Annotated in this window: 9 protein-coding genes; 4 read left to right on the top strand and 5 right to left on the bottom strand. The window is 67.5% G+C overall.

Annotation, left to right across the window (positions count from 1 at the left end; translation table 11 throughout):
• The first annotated feature begins 575 nt into the window (after window positions 1-575).
• The 4 genes from ACHBTE_RS16030 to ACHBTE_RS16015 all read left to right on the top strand — a co-directional run bounded on the left by ACHBTE_RS16030 (window position 576) and on the right by ACHBTE_RS16015 (window position 8,808).
• Window positions 576-2,087 carry an alpha-galactosidase gene (locus ACHBTE_RS16030; protein ID WP_394724517.1) on the top strand — a complete coding sequence of 504 codons (1,512 nt, stop codon included), beginning with the start codon at window positions 576-578 and terminating at the stop codon, window positions 2,085-2,087.
• Between the two features lie 2,053 nt (window positions 2,088-4,140).
• A complete protein-coding gene (locus ACHBTE_RS16025) occupies window positions 4,141-6,693 on the top strand; it encodes a SpoIIE family protein phosphatase (protein ID WP_394724516.1) in 2,553 nt (850 codons plus the stop codon).
• 302 nt (window positions 6,694-6,995) lie between these two features.
• Window positions 6,996-7,925, top strand: a complete 930-nt coding sequence (locus ACHBTE_RS16020) for an ABC transporter ATP-binding protein (protein WP_394724515.1) — start codon at window positions 6,996-6,998, stop codon at window positions 7,923-7,925.
• Window positions 7,926-7,989: 64 nt separating this feature from the next.
• The gene (locus tag ACHBTE_RS16015; RefSeq protein WP_394724514.1) at window positions 7,990-8,808 is read left to right on the top strand and encodes an ABC transporter permease; all 819 of its coding nucleotides are present in this window, start codon (window positions 7,990-7,992) and stop codon (window positions 8,806-8,808) included.
• A 118-nt stretch (window positions 8,809-8,926) separates the two neighbouring features.
• On the opposite strand, the gene ACHBTE_RS16010 is transcribed toward ACHBTE_RS16015, so the two are convergent.
• The 5 genes from ACHBTE_RS16010 to ACHBTE_RS15990 all read right to left on the bottom strand — a co-directional run bounded on the left by ACHBTE_RS16010 (window position 8,927) and on the right by ACHBTE_RS15990 (window position 17,700).
• Window positions 8,927-9,583, bottom strand: coding sequence for a response regulator (locus ACHBTE_RS16010; RefSeq protein ID WP_394724513.1), 657 nt, complete (start codon window positions 9,581-9,583; stop codon window positions 8,927-8,929).
• Window positions 9,580-10,800, bottom strand: a complete 1,221-nt coding sequence (locus tag ACHBTE_RS16005; protein WP_394724512.1) for a sensor histidine kinase — start codon at window positions 10,798-10,800, stop codon at window positions 9,580-9,582. The genes ACHBTE_RS16010 and ACHBTE_RS16005 overlap by 4 nt, the downstream gene beginning before the upstream one ends.
• Window positions 10,801-11,337: 537 nt before the next feature.
• A complete protein-coding gene (locus tag ACHBTE_RS16000; protein ID WP_394724511.1) occupies window positions 11,338-12,291 on the bottom strand; it encodes a trypsin-like serine protease in 954 nt (317 codons plus the stop codon).
• Window positions 12,292-12,539: 248 nt separating this feature from the next.
• Window positions 12,540-14,276: an RNA polymerase sigma factor gene (locus ACHBTE_RS15995; protein WP_394724510.1), complete on the bottom strand. Its 1,737-nt coding sequence runs from the start codon at window positions 14,274-14,276 to the stop codon at window positions 12,540-12,542.
• A gap of 556 nt (window positions 14,277-14,832) precedes the next feature.
• Complete coding sequence (locus ACHBTE_RS15990; protein ID WP_394724509.1) at window positions 14,833-17,700, bottom strand: alpha-N-acetylglucosaminidase TIM-barrel domain-containing protein; 2,868 nt, start codon at window positions 17,698-17,700, stop codon at window positions 14,833-14,835.
• Window positions 17,701-17,950 lie beyond the last annotated feature (250 nt).

Below are 17,950 nucleotides of genomic sequence, written 5' to 3'. Positions count from 1 at the left end.
GCGTCGTAACCGAGACTCTTTGTTACTGGATGGTTCACGCAATATTTTGGGCCATACATTTGCGTCCACCTGTGCGCTGTACCAACCCTTGGATCGCAGAGCGACGTACTGCCGGCACCAATCGCGGTGTGAGCAGCGGCATGGGGGACGTGCGGGTGATCATGATGCGATCGCGTCCCAGGTCGTTCGAAGAGCCCCCCGGGAGCGCGGCTGATACGACCGGCCGCATCGGCCATGCGGTCCGTACCCGCATGCACGGTCCGGGGGCATCGACCGTCTCACTCATCAGAAGAATCATGGCGGAACGCTTCTTTGTCATCGCGCTATCAACTCCCGCAGTTGCGTCGCGCTGCTCTTGACGTCACCGCACGCCGAGCGGTGCCATAGCTCCCCAGCCCATCCGTTGGATTCTGTTTGCTAATGATCGGCTCGTTGCTCGTCGCCGGGACGGCGTGACCAGCGTGCCGAACTTCCTTGCTTGAAACGCCACCACCGGGCGCGCCACGAGGCAGTGGAGGTGGCATCGACGTACGGAGCGCAACATGAAGCACGCCAGACGATCACCACGTCCCGCCATGCGATCACGGCTGACCTGCCTCAGTATCGCCGTCGGCGTCCTCGCCTCCTCCGCGGCGGCCATCGCCGTGGCTGAGCAGGAAGCATCCCCGCCTGCCGACCGATCGACCCCGGATGCGGAGGATGAGCTCGGTAGTACCCCGCAGATGGGATGGAATACGTGGAACGTGTTCCGGTGCGACATCAATGAGGGCAAGATCAAGGCAGCGGCGGACGCCATCAAGGAACATGGCTTGGACAAGCTCGGCTACAAGTACGTCAACATAGACGACTGTTGGCAGGCCGAGAAACGGGACGAGAACAATCGCCTTCAGGCCGATCCCGGACGGTTCCCCCAGGGCATCAAGCCGGTAGCCGACTACGTCAGAGCAAGAGGCCTCAAGCTGGGCCTCTACGCCACACCGGGCAAGCGAACCTGTGCCAACATCTGGGACGACTACCCGGGCATGAACGGCAGCCTCGGCTACGAGGAGCTGGACGCCCAGACTTTTGTGTCCTGGGGGGTCGAGTACCTCAAGTACGACTGGTGCAAGGCCGATGAGGACGGCGTCGAGGCGGAGTCGGCGTTTCGGAAGATGCGCTCTGCCCTTGACAAAGCTGTAGAGGAGGCAGCCGAAAAGAACGGCGGCGTGAAACGGCCTGTCTTCTACAGCATCCACGTCGAACCCCAGCGACCGGTCGACGCCTGGCGCCCGGAAGTCGCCAACTCCTGGCGAACCACCCATGACATCGTGAACAAGGGAGACAAGCACAGCTGGAAAAAGATGATCGAGATCGCTCAAATCAACCGGAAACTAAAGGGCTACGGGCCCCAGGGGTGGAACGACCCTGACATGCTCGACATCGGCAACGGCCGACTCGACGAAGCAGAATCACGGACGCACTTCAGCCTCTGGTCCATGATGGCAGCCCCGCTCCTGGCCGGCACAGACCTGACCAAGGCGACCCCCGAAACCCTGAAGATCCTCCGCAACCGGGACGTCATCGCGGTCGACCAGGACAAGCTCGGCAAGCAGGGCACGGTCGTGTCCGGGAACGACAACGGCCTCGTGGTCATGTCCAAGGAACTCGCCGACGGCTCCTACGCCGTTACGCTCACGAACGAGGGAAAGGGCACGGCGACAATCTCCACCACAGCCGGCGCCGTCGGCCTGGGATCAGCTGCCACATATTCCGTCCAAGACCTCTGGTCCGGCAAGAGGACCACCACCACGGGCTCCCTGACCGCAGAGGTGGCAGAGCATGACACGGTCATGTACCGGGTCACCGCAGAGGACGACGGCTCTTCTGTCTCTTCCACACCGCCCAGTCCCGTGTCGCCGATACCCTTGACACCCGACCACGGGGCAACGTGTACCGCGCCGCCCTGGAACCGCGGGACAGCGTACGAACACAAGGGCCTGACCGTCTCCCACAACGGCCGCGTTTGGCAGTCCAAGTGGTGGACACGAGGCAACGAGCCCGGAAGCACTTATGCGTACGGCGCTTGGGCGGACCTGGGTGCTTGCTGATGCCGTGAGGCGGGGCCCCTCTCCTGGTCATCCGTGATCCGAGGTCGCCCATGTCAGGGCGCCGGCGGGGTTGTTCCTTCGCCGTCGGGTGAAGGGCCCGGGGGTGGCGGTGAGGGAGAAGGAGACTCCGCGTGTGTGGGGGAGGGCGGCAGGGGCGCGTCGGTGGGTGACGGTCGTGGCGTCTCGCTGCGCGTGGGGAAGGGGTTCACAACTTGGGTGGGAATGATCGGGCTGGGCGGTGTTGCGGTGAAGTGCACTGGTGCCGGTGTCGTCGTTTGTGTGTGCGGTCTTGCGGAACCGGGGGTCTCGGTGGCCGGATCCGTAGGTCGCAGTACGGGCGGCAGTGAGTTGCCGGGCGCGAGGGGAGGGGAGGAAGCAGCGGAGCTGGGCACGAGTACGCTGCCGTCCGGGGGGAGTACCCGGTCTTCCTGGCGGACGCTGCCCCCGGGCACTGCGTCGTCACGGCCCGTGAACGCGCCGGTTGTGAACGCGACCGCTGCCAGGCCGATGAGCACGAACCCGGCTGTGACCGAAAGCAGCACCCGCTGCTGTACTGATCGGGTTGCGCGGTGGAGGGAGACTTCCTGATCGGCGTGACTCAACCCCAGGTGCGGCAGCGTTGGAGTCAGCTGCTCATGAGCCGGCTGCTCATCAGTCAGCGGGGTGGTATCCGGCCGAGTGAGTGGTTCGTCCGTCGCGGATGCGGCGGCCTCGGATTCGGGCTGCGCTTCGCAGGTCCCGGACGGGGCGGGGTCAGGGCCGGCCGATTGTTCGTCGGCCCGGCACGGGGCGGATTCCTCAGACTCTGCCAAGCCCTCACCGGCGGGCGGTGTCTCCGTGGTGTCGGGTGCGAGGCCCTCTCGCATACGCAGCAGTCGCATGGCTTCCATCGCCGTTGCCAAGGCCTCTTGTGACCTGCGAGATGCGCACTGGCAGACAAGTGATGCCGAGCCGCCTTCTGCCCCGCATGCGGGGCACTGTGCTGTCTCCATCGGCACTTCCTAGGAGGTGTCAGATTCGAACGCGCCGGGTGTTGGGCCCGTACATGCACGCGAGGTCGCCCGTTGCCCCTCAGGGGATCCTGATATGGCGTCACGGCCGCTGTGAGGTCAGGCCTGTCGACGTTGAGCACTGCGCTGAGCAGCCCGTGCATCGAGTCGCAGGCCGATTGCCTGAGGCACCGATCCCGTTCCGTAACGCCGTGAGCTGTCTCCGTCGCTGCCGAAGGCCCTGGGAAGCGAGCCCGTCATCGCTGAGTACAGCGCGACGCCATCGGCACCTGTTGTCGTTCGCCTGCGTCACCGAAGACATCGGCCCTTGCCGCAGGTCCCTCTTCGCGCACCACCTCCTGGATCTGCGAGCACCGGTCAGGGCAATCCGAGACAGCCGCCGCGTATGTTCCGGAGTGGGTCGGGCGAGTCGGCACTCAGCCTCGGATGTTGCTTGGTCAGCCGAGTATGCAGAGGGGGCAGAAGTTTTGGCCAGCTTTGCAGACAAGTGAATCCCGACGCTGGTGCCGGCCTCTCGCGGGCACTTGGTGGGGGTGCGGTGAACCTTGAGGCTGGACCCCGCCACCTGGAACCCGGGCGCGCATGTGCGTAGCCGCGTAGGTGTGGGGCGTAGGTCCGTGACCAGGCAGAATTGCGCCCTGACCAGGTGGGGCCGGGCGGCGCGTTCCTGCCGGCCCGGCAAAGGCACCTTGGTAGATCCGGGCGCGACGGAAGAGATGCTTGAGACCTGTCCGCCGATGGCGGCGACCCATGCCGGAACCTGCCTCGGCTGACAGCATGGCGGAAGCGCGCCGTGCGGTGTCAGGGCGCGGACCAGCAGGTGCCCCTGTCGTCGCGGATCCAGCCGCCCATGAGGTCCCCGGCCCCGACGCACTGGTGGGTGCCCCGTCGATCAGGAGTACAAGCCTGGGAAGCCGAAAGCGGGCCGGTCTCGTGGGCGGCGACCTGGCGGCCCACGGTGCCTGCCCTTCATGGCTGCTGTTCAGGTTGTGCCGGACTTGCCGGAGGCGGATCGTGGAAGCTAAGGGAACCAGGCTGAGTGCATGATGGATCAGAGGACGGACAGCGCTTCCGATCTCTGTGGGCCCCTCGTTCTGACCAGGGCGGCCACAGCGATCCTGGATGGCCGTGGCTTGGTGATCGGGTGGAGCCCGGCAGCCCAGCGGCTGCTCGGCTATGCACCGGACGAGGTGATCGGGGGCAGGGGTGATGACCTGCTCGCCGCTCCGAAGTCGGTTCCGGCCGGCCTGCGGGCGGCTTTCGCGGGCCGGGAAGGCAGTGCCTTCGGGGAGGTGGTCTCCGCACGGCACCGGGACGGCCACACCGTGGAAGTGGCAGTCAGCGTGTGCCGGGTCGATCAGGGTGGGGCAGAGCCCGTGTGGGTGCTGGCCGCTGCCGATCGTCAGGACGAGGTGGAATGGGAGACCCGCCAGGCGATGCTGCAGGGCCTGGCTACCCAGTCCCCGATCGGTCTGGCGATCTACGACCGTGAGCTGAGGCTGATCTGGGCGAACGCGGGGTCCGATGACGAGGTCGGGGCGCCGCTCTCGGAGTATCTCGGCAAGACCTCCGAGGACCTCTACGGCCCGGGTGAGGTGCTGACACAGGGGTACGGGTCGACGCTGCGGGAGGTCATGAGGCGTGTCCTGGAAACCGGAGAGCCCGCCATTGACCTGCACGTTCGGGGTCAGCCACCCACGGAACCCAAAGAGGACCTCGTCTGGTCGTGCTCGTACTACCGATTGATGGACGGGCGCGGCAACATCCTCGGCGTATGCGAGGACGGCGTCGACATCACCGACCGCTACCGAGCGCAGCAGCGCTTGGCTTTGATGGCGTTGGCCGGCCGGCGTATCGGTACGACGCTCACGGTCGAGGGCACCGCCGGGCAGCTCGCGGAGGTGGCCGTGCCGAGCTTCGCTGACGGGATCATGGTGGATCTGGTCCCGGCCGTCCTCGATGGCGAGGAGCCCACCGCTGGGAGCGCGCGTCAGCCGCTCGTACGCGTGGCCAGACGCGCTCTTGCCGTCAGTCATGACGGGCCGCGTGAGGACGACCGTCTTTCCGACGGGGCCTTCACTGAGCGTGTGTGGTACGACCCCGGGTCGGCGCAGGCTGTCTGCCTCGCGACGGGTGAGCCAGTGCTGGAGCGCGGTGACGCAGAGACCGGCAGGCGACTGTCAGGCTCAGGACGTGATGCGGCGATGTCCAGACTGGTGGTGCCCCTGCGCGCCCGCGGCGCCATGCTGGGCCTGGTCACCTTCCTGCGTGGGCGCACAGTCAACCCCTTCGACGTCGATGAGCGAACCTTGGGTGAAGAGTTGGTCGCGCATTCTGCGGCTTGCCTCGACAACGCCCGTCGCTACACCCGGGAGCACAGGGCAGCGGTGACGCTTCAGCGCACGTTGCTGCCACGCCGTTTGCCCGCTTTGACGGCGATGGAGGTGGCCTGCCGTTATCTGCCGGCGGAGAGTCAGGCGGGCGTAGGTGGCGACTGGTTCGATGTGATCCCTCTGTCCGGTACCAGGGTCGGGCTGGTCGTGGGCGACGTCGCCGGGCATGGCCTGCGTGCCGCGGCCACGATGGGGCGCTTGCGGACCACGGTGCGCGCTCTCGCCCGTCTGGACCTGGCCCCCGGCGAGCTGCTCGGCCGTCTGGACGACCTGGTCGGGCAAACTACGGAGGGCGTTGACTGGGGTGCCGACCGAGCGGTGTCGGCGTCCGCGGGTATGCGCGGGGGCAGCGCCACGGGCGGGTGGAGCAGTAAAACGGCCGGCACTCAGTTCGGGCCGGACCAGGAGGTCTTCGACGACGCGGTCGGAGCGACCTGCCTCTACGCGATCTACGACCCGGTCAGCGGCTGTTGCAGCCTGGCCCGCGCGGGCCATCCGCCGCCGGCGGTCGTGGATGCCGCTACGGGTGAGGTCGACTTTCCCGACCTGCCCCCCGGACCCCCGCTGGGGCTGGGCGGACTCCCTTTCGAAACCACGGAGATCAACCTGCCCCACGGCAGTCTCCTCGCCCTGTACACCGACGGACTGGTGGAGTCCCGGGGGCAGGACATCGAGGCGGGTCTTGATCAGTTGGCTCACATCCTGGCCGACCCGACCCGACCACTCGAAGAAATGTGTGATCAGACGCTGGCCAGTCTGCAGTCCGGAGAACCGGCCCGGGACGACATCACCATGCTCCTCGCCCGCACCCGGCTGCTGGACGCCGAACAGGTTGCCGTATGGGAACTGCCCGCCCGGCCGGCTGCGGTGAGACTCGCCCGCTCCCTGGCGGGCGAGCAACTGGACAGGTGGGGGCTTCGGGAACTCGCGTTCACCACGGACATGGTCGTCAGCGAACTGGTCACCAACGCCATCCTGTATGCCACACAGCCCATACAACTGCGGCTGATCCGGGACCGTACCTTCATCAGCGAGGTCTCGGACCCCGGGCACACCTCTCCTCATCTGCGCCGCGCTGCCGCCTACGACGAAGGGGGACGGGGCCTGTTCATCGTCGCGCAGCTCGTGCAATCCTGGGGCACACGCTATACCCCTGACGGCAAGACGATCTGGGCCGAGCAGGCACTTCCTGGCAGCCTCTGACTGAGCTGACAGCGAGCGGCATCACTTTCATCCCGGGCTGTGCCAACTGATTGTCAGCTTCCTGGGCAGTGAAGAGCCGACTGAAGTCTTCCGCCTTCGTCAACCGTCGTTCCCGCCGTTCCGGCAGAGCTGAGGCTGTCAACAAACGATCGGCTCGGACGCATCCGCCGATCGTATGACGGCCAGGCCCTGGAACAGCGACGGTCGGCGCCCAGAGGACAGACGCTCGGGCGTCCCGGCGGGGTGGGCCGGCTTCCTACGGTGTCGCCGGACGCTGAACATCTTCCGAAGGGAGCCGCTTCATGGACGCGAGTGTGCTGGAGGTCAGGGAGCTGACCAAGAGCTATGGCAGGCAGACGGTGGTGGACCGGTTGTCGTTCACGGTGCACGCGGGACGGGTGACCGGTTTCCTGGGGCCGAATGGCGCGGGCAAGACCACGACCATGCGGATGCTGCTGGGACTGGTCCGTCCGGACTCCGGTAGCGCGCTGGTGGGCGGCAGGCCGTTCGCCGGTCTACGCCATCCGATGCGTGAGGTCGGAGCGGTGCTCGACTCCAGGGCGGCACATCCCGGGCGGACGGCGCGGGGGCATCTGCTGGCGCTGGCCGGCAGCAACGCCATCCCTCCCCGCCGGGTGGCCCAGGTCCTGGAGATGACCGGTCTCGCCGGCGTGGCCGGCAGGCGGGTGGGCGGCTTCTCGCTGGGTATGACCCAGCGGCTTTCCGTCGCCGCCGCCCTCCTCGGCGACCCTGGGGTGCTCCTGTTCGACGAGCCGGTCAACGGCCTCGACCCGGAGGGTGTCCGCTGGATCCGAGGGCTCATGAGGGGCCTCGCCGCGGAGGGGCGCACGGTCTTCGTCTCCAGTCATCTGATGAGCGAGATGGAGATGACCGCCGACCATCTGGTGGTGGTCGGCCGTGGCCGGCTGATCGCTGACCTGAGTATGCGTGAGTTCTGCGCGAAAAGTTCCCGCAACGCGGTCAGGGTGCGTTCACCGCAGGCCGTTCAGCTTGTCGGTGCGCTTCGACGGGCCGGGGGACACGTCGTCGCGGACGATGAGGGCACGCTGCTGGTCACCGGCCTGGACTCCGAACGTGTGGCCGAAGCCGCTGCGGGGTGCGGAGCCACGCTGCATGAACTGTCCGTCCAGCGGGGCTCGTTGGAGGAAGCGTTCATGGAAATGACCGGGCACAGCGTGGAGTACCGAGCTACTACGCCCCCGGCCCTGTGACCGGCCCTTCTCGCCGGAGCACCGGCCCACGACCCCTACCGCCCTCCAGCAGACAGGAATTGCCATGACCACCACCGCTGCCACGACCAAGCAGGGATACGCAGGCTCGTCCCAACCGGCCTTCCACGACCTGCTCCGATCCGAGTGGATCAAGATACGCACCGTTCGCTCGACCGGATGGTGCCTGGCCCTTTTCACGCTCATCACCATCGGCATCGCCACCCTGGTCGCACTGAACCGCAACGCCGATGCGTCGACGGGCAGCCGGGTGCCCGTCGACGGGATCGTCACCGGCGGCACCCTCGGGGTGGCCGCTGGGCAGCTCGCCATCGTGGTGTTCGCGGCGTCGGCGATCGGTGGCGAGTACGGTTCCGGGATGATCCGCACGTCCCTGTCGGCCGTGCCCTGGCGCAGGCGTTGGCTCGCTGCCAAGGCCCTGGTGGTCGCCCTGACAGCGTTGGCCGCCGGCGCGGTGGTGAACGCGGTGTCCTTCGCCGTCGGCTGTGTCGTGGCACCCGGTGTCTCCGGGGCGCTCATGGACCCCGGTGTCGTACGGGCGGTACTGGGTGGCGGGCTCTATTTGAGCGGGCTCGCCCTGCTCACCCTCGCCGTGGCCACCGTCGTGCGCGGCACGGCCGGGGCCGTCGTCACCATGTCGGCGCTGATCTACGTGGTGCCGTTCCTCCTGTTGGGGTCGGGCTTCGAGAGTGTGCAGCGGTTCCTACCCGTGGGGTTGGGGCCCGGGAGCGCGGGTTGGGCCATCATGCAGCCCGGGCCGATGCTGGGAGGCCTGGCTCCCTGGAGCGGCTTCGCCGTGCTGTGTGCCTGGGCCGTGGTGGCCATGACCGGTGCGCTGTACGCCGTGGAGAAGCGCGACGTATGACGAGCGCGCCGCCGGAAGTCGCCCCGTGCCGTCTGGCGATCCACCCGATGCAGGGCGGCTGCCGGCCCGGGCGCCGGTCGGCGAGGCAGACTCTGCGGCTTCGGCTACGAGACCGGCTCTACCCTTCCAGCAGGCCCGCGTCGTGGGCCATGATCGCAGCCTGGACGCGGTTGGCGCACCCCAGCTTGGCCAGCACCCTGCTCACGTGTGTCTTCACCGTGGCCTCGCTCATGAACAGGGAACCGGCGATCTCGGCGTTGGACCGGCCCTGCGCCAGGAGGAGCAGAACCTGGCGCTCGCGCTCGGTCAGCTCGGCCACACGGCCGCGCGCTTGTACCTGCCGTGAGGTGTCACGGCCGACGAAATCCTGGATCAGGCGTCGTGTCACCGACGGGGCGAGCATCGCGTCGCCGGCGGCGACGGTCCTCACCGCACGGGCCAGCTCCCGGGGCGGAGTGTTCTTCAGCAGGAATCCTGTCGCCCCCGCCTGTAGCGCGGCGTGCACATACTCGTCCAGGTCGAAGGTGGTCAGCACCACGACTCTGGGCGCGTCGGGCAGCCGGACGATCTCCGCCGTGGCGGCCAGCCCGTCCATGACCGGCATGCGGATGTCCATCAGAACCACATCGGGCCGATGCGCGCGCACCATCCGGACCGCCTCCGCGCCGTCGCTGGCTGTGGCCACCACCTCGATGTCGGCATCCGCCTGCAAGATCATGTTCATGCCGGACCTGACGAGGTCCTCGTCATCGGCCAGTAGTACGCGGACACTCATGGCTCACCCTCCTTCGTAGGCAACACGGCGCACACACGGAAGCCGCCCTCTGCTCGTGGTCCGGCGTCGAAGGTGCCCCCCAGGACGGTGACGCGTTCCCTGAGCCCGGTGAGCCCGTGTCCGCCGCTCGGCAGGCGTGGGGTCACCGGACGGGTGGGGGCGTCGTTCTCCACGATCACCCGCAGTGCCTCCCGCTCGTACCGGACCGTGACCCGGGTGCGGCAATCGCCGGCGTGCTTGTGCACGTTCGTCAGCGCCTCCTGCACCAGGCGGTACGCGGTGGGCTCGTGACCGGGCCCCAGCGAACGACGGAGGCCGGACGTTGCCAGGTCCACTCGCATACCCGTGGCCCTGGACTGCTCGACCAGCGCCGGGAGATCGTCGAGGGTCGGCTGGGGCGTCAGTGGCGCGTCGTCGTCCTCCTCCGGCCGCAGCACCGCCAGGACCTGGCGCAATTCCTCCAGGGCCTGCCGGCCGATGTCGCCCACCAGCCTGGCGCTCTCCGCGGCCCGAGGGGGAACGTCGGCGGTGACCTCCAGAGCACCGGCGTGGATCACCATGAGGCTCACCCGGTGCGCGACCACATCGTGCATCTCGCGCGCCAGACGGGCCCGCTCCTCCGTGCGCGCCCGCCAGGCCAGCAGATGCTGTTCGCGCTCCAGGCGCCGGGCCTTGTCACGAAGGTTGTCCAGCGCCATCCTCCTCGTGCGCGTGAACAGGCCCAGGGAGATGGGGGCGGCCACGATGAACGCCTCACCGGGCAGGTGCAGCAGGGCTCCGCCGAACAGGTCGGACTCGTACAGGGCGGCCCGGGCCAGGGAGAATCGCACCGCCGCCGCCACGGACAACAGTGTGAGGGCCACGCGGCTTGTGCCGTACCGGGCCAGGGAATAGAGGGACACCGCCGGTAGCAGATAGGTGAGCGTCGACGGCAGGAGGAGGTGCACGGGCGAGGCGATGACGACGGCCGCGCAGAGCGCGGCCGGCCACCGGCGGCGTACCACCGTCGCCAGGCACAGCACGAGGTGCACGGCCAGCCACATCAGGACCCACGGGTCCGCCGGGACGACCAGCGTCATCAGCGGGATGAAGGCGCAGACCAGGGCCACGGAAACGTCGAGCAGCGTGCTGCCGCGGTTGCCCCGCCACGGCAGGCGCTCCGTATCCGGCGCCCGTCCGCCGTGGCCCCGGCCGTCGGCACACTCACCACTGATCATCCGCGCTGTGTCTTCTCTCGGAACCACCGGACGCATCGTTGCAGCCTTGTCCTGGGGCTTCGATGCCCCGCCGCGAATCGCGCTCACCCGTCCACCCTCTGTGGCGGTTCGGCCGGAGGGGAGCGGTCGGCGAGCCGGAGCGCTCGCGTCGACACGCTACGGCACACCATAGCCATGCGGTCACCCCTGCCGGGCGGCTCGGTGGTCATCAGTTTCCGATCTGGAAGATCGTCACCAGACCGGAGTGCGCAACGAGATGCGAGTCGGCACGGGCCCGCATCAACGTGGAGGGCATCGCTGTGTCGGCGTGCCGGTGGCTCATACGGGGCCGCGACGGTACCTCGCCCTCGTGTGTTCGATCACAGGGGGGTGAGCCGGTGATCGACTCGCAGCTGTGTGGCCCGCCTGCCATGGCCTGCCCGTCGGCTGGACCCGCTGGGTCGGGCGGGGCCCGCACTCGTGCGAGCCCCTGCGTCGCCAGCCGAGCCACCGAGAGGCCGGCTCACCCTGCTGCCGGTGAAGTCATGCGACCGGCTGTCAGCAGGTACCGAGCTTCTTCCAAGGGACCCCTCCCGGGTCCGCGCCTGGCGGCAGGGTGCTCGGTTCGGTGTTGGTCCACCACCGCGCCTCCCAGGTGTGGCCCTCGTGGGAGACGGTACTTCCGCCCGGGTATTCCCTGCCGGCGACCCACGCAGTCGCAGTGCAGGGAACTGCGTCAGCGATCTTGCCGTCGTTGTTGAAGTCAAGTTGGGCGGTCCGCTCGATCCACGGCAGGCTGTGGGCGATGCTGGCGAATCGGCCCCCTCCGGACACTGTCCCGACCTGCTCACCGTTGATCATCAGGGGGCCCCCGGAGTCCCCGCCCCTTGTTATGCCGGTGACCTTCTTGACGCACACGCTGGGTCCGCGGCGGCTGTCCGTGCACCCACCGCCCACTTGGGTGACTTCTACGCGCGCGGTCTTCAGACTGTCCGGCAGTCTCCCGTCGGTCCCGGTCATGCCCCAGCCGTAGATGTCCCCCACGGAGGCGACCGCGGGATCGGTGTCGGCGAGCCTGACCGGAGCCGGTCCGGCCTCGCTGCTCAGTTCGAGCAGGGCGATGTCGGCATCCTGTCGTGTGTGCTTGGCCGTTACTTTGAGGGCTGTGGCCTCGCTCCGTTTCAGATTCCCCGCGCGGACTGTGATCACTTCCGGGGCTTTGTTGTTGAGGCAGTGCGCCGCGGTGAGCACCCACTTGGCGTGGATGAGTGTTCCTCCGCAGTTTCCATTGCCGAGCTGGAGGTGAACCATGCCGGCCGGCGCGTTGTCGGCCGTGGCGTTCTCACCGTCCTTGACGGCGTACGCCGAACCGTAGAGGGCCGTGACTGCCGCGAGACCGGTAGCCAGCCCGGCCGCGATGATTCCTTGACGACGACGCACGAGACATCCCTTCGGTGAGGGGCTCACCGTGAGTGACCCGGACGTTTCCAGTCTTCGCCGCCAGATCTGCATCCGGCCGTGGGAGTGGCCTCGGTGCGTCACAGGAGCCAGTAACAGGTGCTGTCTCGTTGGAGAGACACGCCTGCTCTTGTCGTCCCGTCGAAACAGCATGAGACGCACTCGCATGCACAAGCCGCGGCACTCCGTATCACATGAGTGATGGAAATCCGGCTCTCCGCCAGTAGGTCGGCGGCCTTGCTTTGAGACAATTCCGGGTTGCCGAGCCCAGTCCCCAGGCGGTGCTCATCGTCGGCGCACCCTCAACTGAGACTGAAATGGAGGTCTTCGGCAGCGCCGTCGTTGAAGTTGTCGCCTGACCCGGTGAAGGTGAGAGTGAGGGTGACGCTCTCCGCGTCTGCCGGTACCGCCGCTGTGACCGTCTGCTGACGGAACCCGTTCTGGTTTCCCCGGGCGGCGTCCGAGACCGGGGCGAGGTCGGCGGTGTGAAGGATGCTCCCGTCAGCAGCGAAGAAGTCCGCGGTCAGACCAGCGTGTTCCTCCTCGTACGCCCAGCCGCCCAGCCAGCCCGACAAGGTGTACGACACGGTCGCACCGCTGGGTCTCGACGGGAGGGGTATCGACTGGGTGAGGACCGCGTAGTCCACGAGTCCGCCGGCGAAGTACGCCTGCCCGGGCAGGCCGGAGTCTTGCGGGCCCTCCGAGGTGGTCATGTTGCCGAAGCCATAGCAAAGGGGCACAGGGGAACCAGAGACGGTCTGCCATCCGGGTATGTCCATGGAATCCTCGCCGTACACGGAACATGAGCCGACTTCAGCCCCGGAGTTGGCGATGAGGTTGCCGGTGGGAGTCAGGGTCGGTGAGGCAGGAGCCGGCTTGGCAGAAACGGGCTGCCTGCGGTCTTTCGAGGGCGACGAGCTGGGCGAAGAACTCGATTTCGACGGCGGGCGTTCGGTCTTGGATTCCTTCGGCCGCGGAAGCGGTGTGTCGGTGGCTGTCGACGAACTGGCCAGTGAGGGACCCCTCGATGGCGTCGGCGTCCCCTCCTGATCGCCGGGGGTCAAAAACAAAGGGGCGATACCTATGGCGAGGGCCAGGGCCGCCACCGTTGCGCCAGATCGAATCCAAGATGCCTGAACTTTGGCCAGCGGGCCTCCGGATCCGGCGGCGGCCGGGGGGCCTGACGGCGTCGTGCCGAACGCCGTCGTTACGTGGGTTCTACTCCCTTGTGCGGCCAGGTAGGCGGCCGTGCCCCACAAGAGCACGCCGGCGGGCAGCACGGACTGCACACGCTGGTTGAGCTCCGTCAGATCCGACATGGCCCGGGTGCAACGAGCGCAGTCGGTCAGGTGCCGGGCCAGGCTGTCACTGGACCGACGGCCGTTGCCGCGGACAGCGGCGGCCAGCAGGGCGCCGTATCGTCGGCACTCCTCACTGTCGGCGCCGTCCTGAGCATGCACGGCCAGATAGGCCTCGCGCAGCCCTTCCCGGGCCCGTGCGGCGAGCGAGCTGGCTCCACTGGCGCTCAGACCCAGCCGTGCGCCCACCTGCGCCGCGGGCTCGTTCTCCACGATGGTGTGCCACAGGACCGTCTGCCAGCGTTCAGGCAGTGAGTTGAAGGCACGCAACACGAAGTTGTTGTCCTCCAGACGCAGCACTCTCTCCTCTCCGCTTTCCGCAGGAGCCGCACCGTAGGAATCGGTGAGCCACTTCTCGAAATCGGGTGAGAGCTCAGTGCGGCGCGAGGTGCCGGCCCACTCGGCGGCGGTACGACGGACCACCGCAAGCAGATACGGCCGCCAGGCGCTCTCGGGACCTCGGCCTGCGCGCACGGCCTGAAGAGTGCGGGTGAACGCTTCGGAGGTCAGATCCTGGGCGGTGTGAGAGTTGCGACAACAGGTGGCCGCGTACGCAACGACGGCCGAGTGGTGCCGACGGTACAGCTCAGCCAGCTCATCCTCCGCCTGCGACGTCCGCACCACCGCTGTCAGTTCGGCGTCAGCGCGGCCTACGAGGCCCTCCTGATCGGCGAGTGGCACAACGCCTCCCCACTCAAGAGCATCCATACGACTACGCGGGAGTCGACTCAAGCCCTCGTCCCGCGACGAGACTGTGCTCGGCGTGCGTCCACGAGTCCGAAGTGTCTGTCGGACGCTGCGCCGGGCTTCGGCCGCCCGGCCGTAGCTTTGTTCGCCCTTTTCGAGCTCGTCGTCGTTCCTCAGCCCACCGGGTCGGCGCCACACATGCGCCTTGGCCGCGGCACCGTCATGCGCACCCTCCTGCTGTATCGGCGAGAGAGCCGGAGCAGGCCCGCAGGACGAGCCCCGGCCCCACGGGGACATCGCTAAGAGGTAGCTACAGAGAGAAACATCCCGCTACTTTGCCGAATCATTACCGAGTCTGGCCCAGCCGGCGGTCGGCGCAGGCGGGTGCGGTGTCCGCCCGTGCCGAAAGCGGAGGGCGTTGTGCCCGTCCGGCCGGGCTGATCGATCTGTTGGCAGAACAGGTGTCCTGAGCGGCCGCATCGCCGTGGCGGGCGGGCTTCGCCGGTCTCGGTCACCCCCGCGAGGGTGACCGAGGAGCCTACCGGTGTGGTCAGCAGGTCCCAGCCTTTGCCCAGGCACCCCATGCCGTGGGGCCACCGGGCTCGTTGTTCCGGGTCCACCATTTGGCCTGCCACATTGCCCCGTTGTGGGAGACGAGCCGGCCCTTGGTGTAGATCGTGCCCGGATCCCAGCGGGAGTCGGTGCAGTTTCCGACTCCGCCCGTCGAGCCACCAGTCGCACCGGCTGTGGCATCGGACGGGCCAAAGCCCCCGGGGGGTGGGGTGTCGCCGGGCCGTGTGTTTGCCGCGGAGGGCAGGGTCCACCGCTGATGAGCGCTGCCGGTGCAGGTCCGGAGGGTGAGCGCCGGCCGGGGCGACGCGTTGTCGGTCGGAGCTGTCAGGCAGAGGCCTGACTTCTTGTTCTTGACAGTCCTGTCGTCCTCCGCAGTCCAGGATTGTGCCGGGGTGCCGTTGCACTTGTGGAGCTGAACGACGGTGCCCGCAGTGGTGGCGCCGCCCCGGGCCTCCATGCACTTACCGGCCGCCTTGACGGTGCTGCCGGTGGCGACGGTCCAGACCTGGGCAGGGGTGCTGTTGCACTTGTGAAGCTGTAGGGGGGTGCCATCGGCGGCGTTGCCGTCGGTGATGTCGAGGCATTTGCCCTCGCTGTCGGTGATGGGCCCTGCCGGAGCTGGAACCGGAGCCGGGTTCGGCTCCTGGAGCGTCTTGCTGACCTCGGTTGCCACGGCGACGGGGTCGCCGACAGTCTTGGTGGGGTAGACCTTACGGTCCCTGAGCCACTTGTCCTCGACTTCTTCGAACCAGTTGATGCTCTTGGGAGTCGTGTTGTCGGCCAGTGCAGCGTCCAGGCTCGCGAAGAACTTCTCCCAGCGCACCGCGTAGAAGTCGGAGACCAGGCCGGACCATTCGCGGTTGGCGTAGTCGCGCAGCTCTGCACTGCCGCGCTCGCTGTCGGCCCAAGTGGTGATGACGCTGCGCGCGTCGTGCTCCAGCGACTTCTTCTCTTCCGCGGTGTCCCCCAAGCTCTTGGCGCTCTCCAGCCAGGGGCCCAGCAGGAAGCGGGAGTCGGTGGCGAGGAGATTGTCGAGAAGGGCCATGCTCTTCTTCCACTCGGTGACCAGTCGGCGGAATTCGGCAGGCTTCTTTCCGTCGTAGGCGGTCTTGATCTGGGGCAGTAGGACACGGCTGCGGTTGGTGAGGGCCTGGCGGGCTGTGTTGACGAGGTCGAACCTGTACGCGTCGGTGGCCTGCGTGTCCGGGGAGACCTTGAGCAACTCGATGAGGGCCCTGTCCACGGTGGAGGCGTCGTAGCGCATGGTCTCCGGACTCCACTTGGCGGCCTTCGTCACCTCCAGGCCGGGGCGCGCGGTGAAGAGGCTGTCCTGGGGCTCGCTCCAGCCGTCGGCTCGCGTGCCGTAAGGGCCGGTGCGCAGGAGCTCCCAGGCTGCTTCGGCGTGCGGGTCCCGGCCTCCGTAGCGACGGGCGGAGTACTCGGCGAACCATGACTTGTGGTCGACGCGGTCCGACTGCCAGGCCAGTTCGGCGAACAGTTCGAAGCCCACGGGGTTGGTGCCGGTGCCCTCGGGCAGGTAGGCGATGCCCTTCAGCGCCTTGGAGGTCTTGCGTAGGTCGGCGAAGCGGCTGACCCACTCACCGGTGTTTCCGCCGATGGTGGTGTGTCCGCCGAAGTTGTCGATGGTGCCGAACGCATAGGGCGCACCTTTCCATCCCTTGTCTCGGTCAGTGGTTTTGTCACCCTTCTCATAGCGGTCGGACAGCCCGTCGATGATGAGAAGCTTGTCCCTGTTCTCGGCGCCTTCGATGATGGGGATCTCCGGACTGTGCTGCCAGCCCAGCAGCACCCAGATCGCGCCGGGGTGGGCCGTCTGCAGAGCTTCCATGATGTTCTTTGCGGCGGCTCTCTTGATCTTGTCTTTCTTGGTTTCGTCCGTCTCGCCGGTCGTGCCGCCCTCGTGCAGCGGGGACATCCGGTACATCGTGGTGTTTCCGAACTTGTCGGACTGGTGCTTGTAGTAGGCCGCGGCAACCTTGGTGAACACAGGGTCGGCCGGGTCCAGCCAGGACGGCCGCTCGTACGCCCCTACCCAGGCCCCCTGTCCGATCACCTTCGCGCCTGCATTGCGCTTCGCGAAGTCGGTGGGGACCGTACCGAAGTAGCCCGGCAGCACCGGCGTCATGCCCAGCTCCCGGAGCCGGCCTGTGACCTTGGCACCCAGCTCTGCACGATCATTGATCAACTTCTCGGAGACGGGCCCCCCGGACATGTTCTGCAGCAGCCACCACGGCTGATGGGCCGGCTTGGGGATCCACTTCCGCAGATCCTCCGCGGTGTAACCGAACTGCTGGAGTGCCTTGTAGTACGGGTACTCCGCCCCCACCTGGACGAATACCTCGTTGACACCGTGCAGGGCGAGCAGGTCGATCATTTTCTGGTAGGAGGCGAAGTCCCGGTAAGGGCCCGAGTAACCGTCGTCGGTGTCATTGAGTGCGTATCGGTGCGGTACCACCGCGGACTGGGTGATGGTGCCGTTCACCGCGGGAAGCGTGGCCGGGAGCTTCGTCAGGCTGTCTCCCGGCCAACCGATGTCCACCTTGGCCACATGTCTGAGGTACCAGCCGACGCCGGTGAGAAGTGTGGCCGGGGACGTGGCACGCACCTTGATGGCACCCGCGGTTCCGGAAATGGAGAAGGAGTCGCCCGTGTCCGGTTTGGCCATGGGTTCGAGGGTGAAGCGATCCGCCTGCTCCGGAACGAGTCGTCTGACGGCCGCGACGGCGGGGGTGGTGTCGAAGGAGGAGGTGCCCGTCGCCTTGTCGGGCTGGGCGTAGTCGGCCGCGGCGGGTGCGACGACAGCTCCCAAGAGGGCCAGGGCCACACACCACAGGATGATGGGTCTCGGATGACGACTTCGCACTTGTTGCCCCTGTCGCTCGCGGGCCCGGCGCGAGGGGAGGCAGAGGACGACGTGGCATGCGAAGGAAGCGCTGCACTCTTCACCACAGGGCTCTGGCCGCCGGCCCCTGGGCTCTCGGAGGAGGTCTAGACCACATTGGATGGGAGAGTGCAGCACGGGCTCACTGGCCGCGTCAACGCATTGTTGGCAATGCGCTACTTTTCGTCGCACG

Origin of the sequence: Streptomyces sp. M41, assembly GCF_043673425.1 — a bacterium.
Taxonomy (GTDB): Bacteria; Actinomycetota; Actinomycetes; order Streptomycetales; family Streptomycetaceae; genus Streptomyces.
This window is presented reverse-complemented; position numbering and strand designations above follow the sequence as displayed.